Raw genomic sequence first — 12,656 nt, 5'->3', positions numbered from 1 at the left:
CGACCGCGACGCTCACGGCTCGATCACGCGCAGTGACACCGCTGCGCCGTCCTCAAGATCCGGGGGCGGGTAGAGGATCACGAGCTCCCCCTCGGAAAGGCCATCCAGCACTTCGGCCTCCCTGCCGTTGTCATGGCCGATCCCGACCGGGCGCAGGGCTGCGGTGCCCTCGTCCGTCACGAACACCGCCCAGGTTGCGCCATCCCGGAACAACGCGCTGGACGGAACCGCCAGCACGTCCTCGGAAGACCAGACCACGATCCGCGCCTCGACCGCGTATCCATAACCGAGCCCTTCGCGCTCTTCCGGCGGGCTTGTCAGGTCGATCACCGCGCTCACCCGCTGCTCCTCCACGCCAAGCGCCGACACCTTCGTCTCGCCGAAGGGTTCGACGCGGGTCACTGTTCCCGCCAGGTCTCGCCGACACGGCCTTTCTTCGAACTGTCAGGCTGACGAGGATTGCGCAGGTGTATGCAGGTCCAGTTGCGGATGCACGACCTGCGCGTCGCGGAGGGCGAGGAACCAGGGGTCGCGATCGAGAGCGCGGTCCACGACCTCGGCGATGCATTCTGGATCATCCGTGCTCACTATCCCGATGATGACCCGCGAGCGGATCGGGCTGGCGCGGCTCGATCCCAGGCCCATGATGGCTGTGTCGTCGAAATCGGTCTCGACGGTCACAGTCAGCGCATCGAGGCAAAGGCCCTCGCGGACGGCGAGCATCTTGATCGCGATGCCGACGCATCCGGCGATGGCGCTGCGCGCATAGAAACCGGGCGACGGCCCGGCGGCATCGCCGCCCATGGCCGGGCCGAGGTCAGTGATCGCGGTGGTGTGGCCTTGCTCGAGTTGGCAGGCGAGGCCGACCCCGATCCGTCCGGTGGTGACGTAGGTCCTCTGGCAGGCGGCGGGATCGGCCTGCATTCGGGCGATGACCTGGGCCTGAGAGGTCCGGATGCGGTCGTCGGCCGAGACATGGTCAATGGTCATGGTGCTGTGTCCTTTCAGGCCGCGCGGCCTTGTCGGTTGCGAATGATGGTGTCGGCGATGTGCCGGGCGTCTTCCCCACACCGTCGATGAGGGCGGAGTTGCGGCGCCGCATGAAGGGCAGACCAAGGACATGAAGGCCCGGTGCCACTGCGCCGTTGTCGTGGACAAGCCGGCCCTTGCGGTCGAAGACCGGCAGGTCGATCCAACGGTGATCCGGGCGGAACCCGGTAGCCCACAGGACGGTCGCGATCCTGCCCGACCTGAGGTCGAGCGACAGGCGCGGCAATGGCGGCACCCGGGTGGGGGCAAAGCGCTCGGGCGGTGGCAGCCCGGCCGGTCCGCTGGCCTCGGCCCAGGTGTCGAGGGCGTCGAGCAACCGGTTCATCTTGTGGTCGGACAAGGCGCAATGGTTGGCCAGCGCTCCCGAGAACTTCGCCACGCCGTCCTGCACCGTGGCCAGCCGTCCCACGACCTCGACGCCTCGCGCCTGCAAAGCGCTCAGGTCGGTGAATTTCGGGGTGCTGCTGCCGATCAGCTGCAAGGACGGCAGGCGGCGGACGCGCTCGACATCGTCCACCTCGGTCACGGGCGTCGCGTGCAGGCCCGTGGCCTCCATCCACCAGTGGATGTCCCGGCCCCGGTAGTGGCGCGGCGTGCGGATATGCTCGCCGGTCGAGAGGATGACCTCGTGCCCCGCCGCGTGCAGTTCAGCGGCAAGCTGCAGACCGGTTGCCGACCCGCCGACCACCAGCACGCCGCCGGGACGAACCTGCTGCGGCGACTTGTAGGCAAGCGGGGTCAGTTGATCGACGCTCCCGGGCACTGCATGGGCGAAACCTGGCACGGCGGCCACGGCGCAGGCGCCGGTGGCGACAACGACGTTCCGAGCCAGCCAACTTCCCTTGTCGGTTTCGACATAAAAGCCGCCATAGCCTGCGGTCAGGGCGGCGACGCGCACCCCGGTTTCGACCGGTGTTTGCGACGCCGCTGCATAGGTCTCAAGGAATTGGACAACCTCGGGCATCGACATAAAACCGTCCGGATCGGCGCCGCCGTAGCGGTGCCCCGGCAGGCGGCTTTGCCAGTTCGGGGTCAGCAAACGCAGGCTGTCCCAGCGATCGGCCTTCCAGGAATTGGCGACCTCCCCGCGTTCCAACACGGCATGGGGGACCGCCCGTTCGGTCAGGCAATGGCTCATCGCAAGGCCAGCCTGGCCGGCGCCAATGATCAGGGTGTTGATGCGTCTCATGCGCTGGACCTTTCGGAAATCGTGGCCCTGTCCGCCGGAAAGGGAGGGGAACCGGCGGACAGGGTGGTGTCAGTCACGCGACAGAAACGGCGACGTTGGTCGGGTTCGTGAGGATGTCGAACACGGCCGAGCGCTTCTGCGATTGAGCAACCAGCGCCGCGATCTCGTCCCGTGTCGCATCGGCGTCGATATCGAAGGTCACGCGGATGGCCGAGAAGCCGTTGCGGATCTCGGGGTCCATCCCGAGGATGCCCTGCACATCGACATCACCTTCGACAACGGCCCGCACCTTTTTCAGCTGGATGCCGCGATGCTGGGCGACAGCGGCAACCCCGCCGGTCAGGCAGCTGGCAAGGGCCGAGAGCACGATTTCGGGCGGCGTCGGAGCGCGGTCACCGGCGTGGAAGACCTCCGGGTGATCGCTTTCGATCCGGTAGGTCTGGGCGCGCTTGTGTTCCTGGCCGAGGCCGAAGTAGCCGTTGATCGCGTTGACGTTGTAGGTGCCTTCGATCCAGTCGCAGGTGGAGCGGAAGGTGAACTGAGCGGCATGCGGGGCCTGGGCGAAAGCGCCGCGTGCGCCGATCAGGGATTCGGTGTCGACGCCGTTGTTCACGGTTTGGGTTGCAGTTGTCATCTTGGTTTCCTTTCGGGGTTGGGTTTGCGGACGCGCCGCGGTTGACTGCTCCGGCTGCGCCGGGACAGGGGACAGCGGACGCAGGTCCGCATTTTCGGAAGAGTGGATCGCCCCGGCCGCCTGCGGCCGGATGCGGTTGCGGCTGGCGAACCAGTCGGTGAATACCTCGGGACCGATGAGGTTGCGCAACTTGGCGAACCCGGGCCCGAAGCTCGGTGACTTGAGGTCGAAACGATCGTGTTTCATCGAAGGGCCTCCGACGGGTGCCGCGGCGACGGATCGCCACGGCAAACCGTTGATTCTACTGGCTGACAGGGGTGGCGGCCGGGTCCATGTAGGTGATGTCGAACGGACCCGGGCCGTGGATCTGGACGATCGTCTCGGCGGTGGTCCAGGCGAAGTGCGGGTGGCCTGCGGGCATCTCGACGAAGCCGCCAGCGGTCAGCAGCGTCCCGGCAGAGCGGTCGAGAGCCGTGCCGTGGCCGACGTTGAACTCGCCCGAGATGACGGTGATCAGTTCGTCACCCGAATGGATATGCGCGGGGACCTCGTAGCCCTCGGGGAACTTGAGGCGGAGCACGAACTGGCCCTCGGCGAAGGGGTTGCCCGAGAGGACAGTGATCTCGGCACCGGCAGGCAGAACCGGCGGCGCGGGGGCGAATTCGATGGCCTCCGCAGGGAAGGGCTTCGGGCCTTTCATCTCGTCGGCCTGGACGGCGGACGTGAAAGACAGGGCGGCAGAGGCCAGAGCGAAGAGGCAGGTCGCGGTTTTCATGGGGCTTTTCCTTTGGTTGAGGTTCAGTTGGTCGAGTTGAGGGGGTCGGCGCGGACCGGTCAGGGACCGCGCCGGGAAGTGCCCTTTCGGGACTTGGGGGATCGAGTCGAAGCTCGGGTTCAGGCGGGATTGGTCGCCGTGATCAGCCAGGAAGAGCTGTCCATCCAAAGACCGCCCTCCCGTTCACTGATGCCTTCGAACATCTCGGCCAGAGCGGCTTCGATTTCGGGACGTTTCTCTTCGGCCAGCGCGCCGGCCTCGCGAAAGGTTTCTCCGGCCGGACCGATAGCCAGCTGAAAGGCGATGGCGTCCGCGATGTCGCGTCCGACTTGGACCTTGGCATCGATCCTCTCGAACCGGATGTCACTGAAGCCCGCGGCCTCCATTTGCGCTCTTGTCGTGGCTTCGTCGGCCATCGAGAACGGGCCGGGCCCGCAGGTCAGCGCGTCCTCGCCCGGGGCGGGCAGGAAGCGATGGACGATGTCGCGCGCCTCGATCAGCCAGGGATTGTCAGCGCGCTGGCGCCAGACGATATGGGCGATCCGGCCACCGGGTTTCAGACAGGCCCGCATCGACCGCAGACCGGCAACCGGGTTCATGAAGAACATCGTGCCGAAGCGCGCGAAGACCATGTCGAATGGCGCGGCGTCGATCCCGCGCTCGATATCGGCACAGGCGAACTTGACGTTTCCGACCCACATCAGCTCGGCTGCGTTCCATGCGTGGTCGAGAAAAGCCTGGCAGCAGTCGACGCCCAGAACCTCGCCCTCCGGACCGGTGGCCCCGGCCAGCTGGATCGCGGTGTCACCAAATCCGCAGCCGACATCAAGAATGCGCTGGCCCCTGGCAACCCCGAGCATCGGGAAGACGATCTCGGAGTGGCGTGACAGGCCCCCGACCAGGATATGGCGATACCGGATGAATTTCGGAGCGAGTATGTCGTTCCAGAAATCGACCAGCGGCGAATTGGCTGCGTCCTTCGTGAGAATGATCGGCTTGTTCATGGTTGCCTCCGGGCTGCGTTCCGTTTCGAGATCGTTTTGACGGACTTGCGCAGGCCACGCTTGAGGCAGGTCTGAGATTTTCGTGACGGATTTCTGAGTTAATCGTAAACTCGCCCCATGATATACCGGTTCGACGGATTCACGCTGAACACAGACCTCGGGGAGTTGTCTCGCGAAGGCGAGGAGCTTCAGGTCGAACCGCGCGCGTTCACCCTGCTTTGCTACCTGATCGAGAACAGTCACCGACTTGTGACCAAGGACGAACTGAGTGATGTCGTCTGGGGTGGTCGTATCGTGACGGACGCGGCGATTTCGACCCTGATGAAAACCGCGCGCCGGTCGGTTGGCGACGATGGCAAGGCGCAGCGCATGATCCGCACCTTGCATGGTCGCGGCTTTCGGTTCGTCGGTCCCTTGCAAGCCGCGTTGCCCGCAAGCGCCAGAACCGAGCCTCCTGCGCCCGAGCCGCCGTCAGTTATCGACATTGCCCGCCCCTCGATCGCGGTGCTGCCGTTCCAGCGCATCGGCCAGATGGAAGGGTGGGAGGCCCTGGCCGATGCCGTTCCGGCCGAGCTGATCTCCTCGCTGTCGCGGCTTCGCTGGATCAGGGTCGTGGCGCGCGGCTCCTCCTTCCGGTTCCGTGCCCCGTCGACGGACCTGACCACGATCCACTCCGATCTCGGCGCCGCCTACTGCCTCGCTGGCGACGTGGAGATCATCGGGCACCGAGTTCACGATATCGGTCGAACTTGCAGACACCCGGGATGGCCGGGTCATCTGGTACGAAACCCTGTCGGGCGGCATCGACGACGTGCACCAGATCCGGACCGACATCGTCCGTCTGGTGTGCTCCGGACTCGAACTTCACATCAACATGCACGAGACGGAACGCGCGCGCCTCCGCTCTCCCGAGAGCCTCGATGCCTGGAGCCTCTATCACCTCGGCCTGCATCACATGTACCGGTTCAATGGCAAGGACAACGCCATCGCCGCCGACTACTTCGCCAGGGCGACGCAGCTCGACCCCGGGTTCGCCCGGGCCTTCGCCGCGCGGTCCTTCACCTCGTTCCAGACAGCGTTCATGACCTACACGCCGGAGCGCATGGTCGCGGCCGAGGACGCAAGGCGGTTCGCCGAAAAATGCCTTGAGATCGACCCGCTGGACCCGTTCGGCAACTTCAACTTCGGACGTTCGTTCTGGCTGCAGGGCGATCACGCCTCCGGCCAAGGCTATCTCGACAGATCCATCAGCATGAGCCCAAGCTTCTCTCACGGCCTCTATGCGCGATCCCATGCCGACATGATCGAAGGTGAAGGCGCCCGCGCGATCACTGCGGCGGACGAGGCAATCGCTCTCAGCCCGCTCGACCCTTTCCTCTACGCGATGCACCAGTCCAAGGCCCTGGCGCTCCTGCAACTCGGCGACCACGACGCAGCCTGCCATCATACGGACATGGGCGCGCGGGAGCCCGGGGCCCACTACATCGTGACGACCATCGCCTCTGCGATCAACAAGGTGTCCGGAAGGGATACCCAGGCGCGCTACTGGCAGGGCCGGACCATTGCCATGCGCCCCGATGCGTCGATTTCGCAGTTCTTCTCGGCGATCCCGATCCGCAATCCTGGCGTTAGGGCCGAGATTCATAGGGCACTGAAAGATTTGGGTTTTCCGGAGGCCTGATTTTTTGGCGGGCTTCGTTGCCGACTTGAAATGGGTCCCTCCGACCTCTAAAGTCCATTGCCTTCCCAAATCGCTCTGACTGCGAAGAGTGTGATCCCGTGGCAGGTGCGCGCCGTGCAGGCGACACTAAATCTCGTTGCCCTTAAGGCCGGAAGCAGACGGTGCGACGCTGCAAACTGGACCTTCGACAAGTCCGCAGTGAACGTCCGCTTTCCGCCCTGGTGCCACATACCGCAGCCCGCGCGAATGTCGTGGATGGGGTCGGAGCGGACTCTTGCTGCATGCAGCACCGATGACAGCTTCGGGCTGGCAGCGGACCTTCGCCTCGCTTGGTGCCCGAGGCCGCTATGAGAGGACAAGTTGCCATTCGCGATGCGGATACCAACGTGTCCATGGCTCCATTATCCAACCCTTACATGCCTTCGGGCTGGGCTCATTACCTTCGTCGCACGCGGAGCCAAAGTGGAGCCCCTGAATGAACCGTCGTCCAGCCGAACACACGCAATTGGACGTGCGGTCGCTAGGGATAGGGACGACGTTCTGCCTCCGGTCCTTTGCTGCGCCTGGCACCAAGGTCGGCTATGCGGACCTTCCTGCCGTTCGCTGCACGCGCAGCCTGCAATGCGCCGAGGGACGGCTATTAGCAGTTGATGCCAATGCCAAAAAACTCATCGGGAGGTCGGCCGAGGATAGAAAGACCTCGGTTAATGCGTAGAGGCGCCGCACCGAGGCTGACAGTTTTTCACGCGGTTGATTGCTGAGGCTTACGGCGGCGTACCAAACCTGTTCCTGCTAGTGCTGCAAGCAACAGCGCCCCACTCACAGGCAGAGGGACCTCAGAGACCAGGTCGAAGCTGAATTCGGCATAGCCGAAACCGCCACCGGTAGAGCTGTCATCGATGAAGACAGATGCCAACGGTCCAAACGCGCTGAGATCGATCAGACCACCTACATCTGCAAGTGTGACGGATCCAAGTGAGGTGCCCAACGCATCCAAAGCGAAAACTTCAATGAAGTCCCCGACATCCGCGCCAGCTGCTACGAAGGTCAGGTTTTCCACGAGGCCGACAAAATCGATCATGAAGTCCGCTTCACAGGAAGAACCCTGGATGGCGCAAAACGAATCCGGGCGAGAATCAGCACCTCCGAAGAAAAGGTCCGTCCCAGAAGAGGTGATCACTGCTTCGGGCGTCACTGCGACTGTCCCGCCCAAAAACCCACTCCCCAATGCAGACGTATCGATTGTTGCAGCCGAAGCTGCGCCACCAAACGCCAAAGAGGCGAGCAGTGTAGAGAGAAACTTTGCCTTCATTTCGATATCCTTTTTAGTCTTTTTGAAATTTCGCAAAATACTTAGAGATGAAATTAGCGGGCGAGCTCGGATAAATAAAATGAAAATCTTGGCGGCTCGGGATATCAGGGAAGGGATGCCAAATCTTTGGGCCGAATGACCGGATCAGAGAAGCCAGCACGGCTGCGCCACGACAATTTTTTCCGACCGCAGCGGGCCCTTCGAGTTCCAGATGACACGACTGCAGCGTCAAAAGTGGTGAGCCTTGCCGCGATCAGATTGGTCTCAAACTCGACCTTCGCAGCACTCTGCCCAATGGGTCCGCTGGAACGATCCTGATCGACCCACCCGGTCTGCGCCCCCCTCCTTTCCCCCACCCATCCTCCCCCGCATCCGTGCTACGCTGCCCCGGACGTCCGGCATCGAGGGTCGCCCATGCTCACCAGCCTCACCCCGTCCGAGTTCTTCCCCTCCGCGATGACCCATGTCGCCATCGCGGTCTTCTGCGGCGGGCTGATCGGGCTGGAACGGCAGCTGCGCGGCAAGAGCGTGGGCATCCGGCACTGCATCATCATCGTGCTGACATCGGCGCTGCTGGTGGACCTCGGCCAGACCCTGACGGACACCGCGGGCGACCCGTCGCGGGTCATGGCCGCGATCGTCACCGGGGTGGGCTTCCTCGGCGCCGGCGTGATCATGGCCCAGGGCGGCCGCATCCAGGGCATCACCACCGCCACCCTGATCTGGGCCCTCGCCGCCATCGGCATAGCCATCGCGCTGAACTACGGCGTGACCGCCATCGCCGTGACGCTGATCATCCTCGCCGTGATGCTCGGCGCGGACTGGGCCGAACGCCGCTTCGCCCGGCTGCGCGGCAACCGCGCGCGCCGCACCCGGGCAGGCGATGGCGAGGGCTAGGACGGGGTGCAGGGGGTCGGGTGGACCCCCACGGCAGATGCGCCGATGAAACCGGCGAGGCGCCCGCCCGCTCCGCGTCACCGTGCTGCAGCGCGCCCCGCAACAATTCGACCTCTCGCACCAAGACGTCAGAGTCCCGGTCGGCCAGGCATATCGTCAGGACCAGCGTCGCCCCGGGCACCCGGGGCCGGACATGGCGCGCCATCCGCCCAGCGCAATGCAACAGATTTAACCTCTGGGTAACGACGGGCAGAGTTTCACCCCGCCGTCCCTACCGGGCCACGCAGTACCCCGCCTCGATCAGCGCCCCGGCCACGTCGCGCCCGTTGGCGCGGCACGATCCCCGCCACACGGCGCCGGGGCTGCCGGACATGTCGCATTCGACATTCGTCCTCAGCGCCTGGTTCAGGAAGGCCTTGGCGTTCCGCCCGGCTTCGCTCTCCGCCTCCGGGCAGAGGACCCCGCGCAGGCGGACCCCGCGCCCCTTGATGACGAAGTGATCCCCGGAAATCGCCCGCGCCTCACCCATCTCGAAGGTCGAGGACCGCGGCGACCCGGGCCGTGCTGCGACCACCGGCGGCTCATGGCCCTGTAACGGCACGACGATGAATGCGTTGATCGCCCATCCCGCAGCCAGCACCGCTGCACCCGCCAACACCTTCGCCTTCACTGGTCCCATTTGCCCTCGCCGCCCCGCTGCCATGGGTAGCCGATCTTGCCCGGGCGACAAACCCCCCTCACCCCTCCTCCGGCGTGACCTCCGGCCATTCCTCCACCTCCGCGTCCCAGCCCGGCCGCGCGTCGCCCAGCGCCCGCGCGTCCCGCTCCCGCGCGCGGATCTCGTCGTAGCGCGCGTTGATGATCATCGCCTCGACCTCCAGCCACTCCGCCGTCTTGGCCTGCATCCAGACCCTGAGCACCCGGTTCATCACCCCCTGGTAGCCCTGCCCCAGCCCGCGGTACATCCGCGCGACCGAGCGGTCCACGTAGAGCGTCACCTTCTCCTTCCGCTCGGTGACATCCAAGTCGTGGGCCAGCAGCTTCCATTCCAGCGGGAAGCGTTTCGTCACGTCGTGCGACAGCGACACGGTCTCGAGGAAGGCATGGTCGCGGGAATAGTTCCGCCGCGCGATCCGTTCCGATTTCGTCATCCGGTAAGCCATGGGGCACCTCCGCCGGACAGCCTGCCCTACGGGGGTTAACGCCCGCCCAGCGCAGCGCACGCAGGCACCGACGTGATACCGACGCAATACCGACGTGATACCGACGTGGCGTTTTGGCCTTGCCGCAGCCGCCGGACGCGCCACATGCTCGGCCCATGACCGCGCGCAGCTCCCTCTCCGCCCTCACCCGCCGCGTCGAAACCGCAACCCTGCTGGCACTGATCCTCGTCGCCGGCGGCATCTGGGCGTTCTTCGCCCTGGCCTCGGAAATGCTCGAGGGCGAGCTGCATGCCTTCGACGAAACCGTGCTTCTCGCGCTGCGGACCCCCGGCGACCCGACCGATCCGATCGGCGGCCCCCGGCTCGAGGTGGCGATGCGCGACCTCACCGCGCTTGGCGGCGCGGTGATCCTGACGCTGATCACCGCCTGCGTGGTGTTCTACCTCCTGCTCGCCCGGCAACGCGGCGCGGCGCTCCTGCTGGCGCTGACCATCGCCGGTGGCTCGCTGGTCTCGACCCTGTTCAAGATGGGCTTCGACCGCCCCCGCCCCGACCTCGTTCCGCACGGGACCGAGGTGCTGACCGCCTCCTTCCCCTCGGGCCATTCGATGATGGCGGCGGTGACCTACCTGACCCTCGCGGTGATGCTGGCCCGGGCGGAAAGGGCCCGCCGGATCAAGGTGTTCTACCTCGTGGTCGCGATGGTGGTGACGATGCTGGTGGGGGTCAGCCGGGTCTATCTCGGGGTGCACTGGCCGTCGGACGTGCTGGCCGGCTGGGCGCTCGGCGCGGCCTGGGCGCTTGGCGTCTGGCTGATCGCCCGGGCGCTGGAGCGGCGCGGACAGATCGAGCCCGAGAAGGGGTCATGAAAAACGCCGCCCCACGCGGGGGCGGCGCCTTTACGGTCCGTTCAGCGGTCAGCCGTCAGAATTCTGCGGCTGGCGCGGCATCTTCTCCTGCACCAGCGCGGTGATCCGGCGGTTCAGGTCCTCGTCCTCCTGCGCCGCGCGGCCGATCTCGTTGTAGGTGGCCAGGTCCATGCCCTCGACGCCCTCGACCGCCTCTTTCATCTGCTGCTGGGCGGTGGCAACCAGCTCCTGCTTGGCCGACTCGTCCTCGGTCGTCTGCATCTGCTGGGCATAGTCCTGCTGGACCTGCGTCACCGCCAGCGCCGCCTCGACAAAGGTCTCGAGCTCGGCGTCGGTATAGGCGGTCTCGGCCGGCTGCGTCATCTCGGGCGCGGCCGGTGCCTCGGTTCCGGTCGGGGCCTCGGGCGCCGCGCTCTGCGCCAGCACGGGGGCGGCGGCGACCATCAGGATGGCGGTGGAACCGGCAAGTTTGCTCAGAAAGGTCATGTTGTCTTCCCTATTTCGTCTGCATGGGCCGCCCGGTCGGGGGCGACATGAGGGCCTCCAACGCGGCACGGCGGCCCCGGTTTCACGGCGGTTTTCCGCGCCGGCGGGCCCCTGCCGACCGGACCGGCGGGTCCCCGCCGGGCGATCACAATGTTTCCGATCAAAACAATCGGATTTGACTTGGCCGACACATTCCGTCAGGAATTGCCCGACCCGCGCCGGCGGCCGACGATTCCGTGACCAGACTTCAAGATCCATAAGGACGACCCATGACCCGCAAGCTCCTCGCCAGCCTCGCCATGACCACCGCCCTCACCGTGCCGGCCCTGGCCCAGGACCGCGCCGCCGTGCTCGACACCTATGCCGACATCGCCGAGGCCGCTTATGGCGACAGCCTGGCCACCGCCAAGGCCCTGCAGGAAGCGGTTGCCGCCCTGGTTGCCGATCCGTCCGACGCAACCCTCGCCGCCGCCCGCACCGCCTGGATCAAGGCCCGCGTGCCCTACCAGCAGACCGAGGTCTACCGGTTCGGCAATGCCATCGTCGACGACTGGGAAGGCAAGGTGAACGCCTGGCCGCTGGACGAGGGCCTGATCGACTATGTCGACGCGACCTACGGCGGCGCCACCGATGAAAACGAATATGCCGCGCTGAACGTCATCGCGACCCCGGCCTTCACCCTCTCGGGCGAAGAGATCGACGCGGCCGAGATCACGCCCGAGCTGATCGCCGAAACCCTGCACGAGGCCGACGAGGTCGAGGCCAACGTCGCCTCCGGCTACCACGCGATCGAATTCCTGCTCTGGGGCCAGGACCTGAACGGCACCGAACACGGCGCCGGCGACCGTCCCTGGACCGACTATGCGCAGGGCGCGGACTGCACCGGCGGCAACTGCGACCGCCGCGCGGCCTACCTGACCGCGGCGACCGAACTGCTGGTGTCGGACCTCGAATGGATGGCCGGCCAGTGGGCCGAGGGCGGCGACGCCCGCGCCGCCGTCACCGGCGACGAGGTCGCGGGCCTGACCGCGATGCTGACCGGCATGGGCTCGCTCTCCTACGGCGAGCAGGCGGGCGAGCGGATGAAGCTCGGCGTCATGCTGAACGATCCCGAGGAAGAGCATGACTGCTTCTCGGACAACACCCACAACAGCCACTACTACGACGGCCTCGGCATCCGGAACGTCTACTTCGGCGAATACGTCGGCGCCGACGGCACCGTGACCTCGGGCCCCTCGCTGTCGGAACTGGTGGCCTCGATCGACCCCGAGGTCGACGCCGCGCTGCGCGCCGACATCAACGCCACCATGGGCGAACTCGGCCAGCTCAAGGCCGCGGCCGAGGCGGGCTATTCCTACGACCAGATGCTCGCCCGCGGCAATGCCGGCGGCGAGGCGCTGATCATGGCGGCCGTCGAGGCGCTGGTGAACCAGACCCGCTCGATCGAACGCGCCGTGACCGCGCTCGAACTCGACCAGATCGCCGTCGAAGGCTCCGACAGCCTCGACAACCCGGACGCTGTCTTCCAGTGATCCGGCCCCCTGAAACCACCCCGCACCGGGCCGCCGGCCCGATGCTTTCGCTTGTCCCGGACGT

At 66.0% G+C, this 12,656-nt stretch carries 14 protein-coding genes and 1 pseudogene; 5 read left to right on the top strand and 10 right to left on the bottom strand.

Annotated features, from left to right (window positions below; genetic code table 11):
* Positions 1 to 12 precede the first annotated feature (12 nt).
* The 6 genes from ACE2AC_RS17155 to ACE2AC_RS17130 form a co-directional block, all read right to left on the bottom strand.
* Positions 13 to 402 carry a hypothetical protein gene (locus ACE2AC_RS17155; RefSeq protein WP_375688636.1) on the bottom strand — a complete coding sequence of 130 codons (390 nt, stop codon included), beginning with the start codon at positions 400 to 402 and terminating at the stop codon, positions 13 to 15.
* 42 nt (positions 403 to 444) lie between these two features.
* Positions 445 to 990: an OsmC family protein gene (locus ACE2AC_RS17150; RefSeq protein ID WP_375688635.1), complete on the bottom strand. Its 546-nt coding sequence runs from the start codon at positions 988 to 990 to the stop codon at positions 445 to 447.
* Entirely contained in the window at positions 980 to 2,239 is a 1,260-nt protein-coding gene (locus ACE2AC_RS17145) for an NAD(P)-binding domain-containing protein (RefSeq protein ID WP_375688634.1), read from the bottom strand. The genes ACE2AC_RS17150 and ACE2AC_RS17145 overlap by 11 nt, the downstream gene beginning before the upstream one ends.
* 73 nt (positions 2,240 to 2,312) lie before the next feature.
* Positions 2,313 to 3,119: an OsmC family protein gene (locus ACE2AC_RS17140; RefSeq protein ID WP_375688633.1), complete on the bottom strand. Its 807-nt coding sequence runs from the start codon at positions 3,117 to 3,119 to the stop codon at positions 2,313 to 2,315.
* 55 nt (positions 3,120 to 3,174) lie between these two features.
* The gene (locus ACE2AC_RS17135; RefSeq protein WP_375688632.1) at positions 3,175 to 3,648 is read right to left on the bottom strand and encodes a cupin domain-containing protein; all 474 of its coding nucleotides are present in this window, start codon (positions 3,646 to 3,648) and stop codon (positions 3,175 to 3,177) included.
* Positions 3,649 to 3,767: 119 nt separating this feature from the next.
* Positions 3,768 to 4,508 (bottom strand): class I SAM-dependent methyltransferase, encoded by a 741-nt coding sequence (locus tag ACE2AC_RS17130; protein ID WP_375692132.1) that lies wholly within the window; start codon positions 4,506 to 4,508, stop codon positions 3,768 to 3,770.
* A gap of 261 nt (positions 4,509 to 4,769) precedes the next feature.
* On the opposite strand from ACE2AC_RS17130, the pseudogene ACE2AC_RS17125 reads away from it, so the two are divergent.
* Positions 4,770 to 4,997 (top strand): annotated as a pseudogene (locus ACE2AC_RS17125) (transcriptional regulator); the annotation flags it as partial.
* A 529-nt stretch (positions 4,998 to 5,526) separates the two neighbouring features.
* Positions 5,527 to 6,333 (top strand): tetratricopeptide repeat protein, encoded by an 807-nt coding sequence (locus ACE2AC_RS17120; protein ID WP_375692153.1) that lies wholly within the window; start codon positions 5,527 to 5,529, stop codon positions 6,331 to 6,333.
* 742 nt (positions 6,334 to 7,075) lie between these two features.
* Here ACE2AC_RS17120 and ACE2AC_RS17115 read toward each other — a convergent pair.
* The gene (locus ACE2AC_RS17115; protein WP_375688631.1) at positions 7,076 to 7,645 is read right to left on the bottom strand and encodes a hypothetical protein; all 570 of its coding nucleotides are present in this window, start codon (positions 7,643 to 7,645) and stop codon (positions 7,076 to 7,078) included.
* Positions 7,646 to 8,059: 414 nt separating this feature from the next.
* Between ACE2AC_RS17115 and ACE2AC_RS17110 the strand changes: the two genes are divergently transcribed.
* Positions 8,060 to 8,542 (top strand): MgtC/SapB family protein, encoded by a 483-nt coding sequence (locus tag ACE2AC_RS17110; RefSeq protein ID WP_375688630.1) that lies wholly within the window; start codon positions 8,060 to 8,062, stop codon positions 8,540 to 8,542.
* Positions 8,543 to 8,813: 271 nt separating this feature from the next.
* On the opposite strand, the gene ACE2AC_RS17105 is transcribed toward ACE2AC_RS17110, so the two are convergent.
* Together ACE2AC_RS17105 and ACE2AC_RS17100 are read right to left on the bottom strand one after the other, a co-directional pair.
* Entirely contained in the window at positions 8,814 to 9,221 is a 408-nt protein-coding gene (locus ACE2AC_RS17105) for a hypothetical protein (protein ID WP_375688629.1), read from the bottom strand.
* Positions 9,222 to 9,279: 58 nt separating this feature from the next.
* Positions 9,280 to 9,705: a BrnA antitoxin family protein gene (locus tag ACE2AC_RS17100; RefSeq protein ID WP_375688628.1), complete on the bottom strand. Its 426-nt coding sequence runs from the start codon at positions 9,703 to 9,705 to the stop codon at positions 9,280 to 9,282.
* Positions 9,706 to 9,860: 155 nt separating this feature from the next.
* On the opposite strand from ACE2AC_RS17100, the gene ACE2AC_RS17095 reads away from it, so the two are divergent.
* Positions 9,861 to 10,574, top strand: coding sequence for a phosphatase PAP2 family protein (locus tag ACE2AC_RS17095; protein WP_375688627.1), 714 nt, complete (start codon positions 9,861 to 9,863; stop codon positions 10,572 to 10,574).
* A 48-nt stretch (positions 10,575 to 10,622) separates the two neighbouring features.
* Here ACE2AC_RS17095 and ACE2AC_RS17090 read toward each other — a convergent pair whose 3' ends face one another.
* A complete protein-coding gene (locus ACE2AC_RS17090) occupies positions 10,623 to 11,060 on the bottom strand; it encodes a DUF4168 domain-containing protein (protein WP_375688626.1) in 438 nt (145 codons plus the stop codon).
* A 269-nt stretch (positions 11,061 to 11,329) separates the two neighbouring features.
* Between ACE2AC_RS17090 and ACE2AC_RS17085 the strand changes: the two genes are divergently transcribed.
* The gene (locus tag ACE2AC_RS17085) at positions 11,330 to 12,592 is read left to right on the top strand and encodes an imelysin family protein (protein ID WP_375688625.1); all 1,263 of its coding nucleotides are present in this window, start codon (positions 11,330 to 11,332) and stop codon (positions 12,590 to 12,592) included.
* Positions 12,593 to 12,656 lie beyond the last annotated feature (64 nt).

This window comes from Pseudooceanicola sp. LIPI14-2-Ac024 (assembly GCF_042188925.1).
GTDB lineage: Bacteria > Pseudomonadota > Alphaproteobacteria > Rhodobacterales > Rhodobacteraceae > Pseudooceanicola.
Note: the sequence above shows the minus strand (reverse complement) of the source record. Positions and strands in the feature narration are given on the sequence as shown.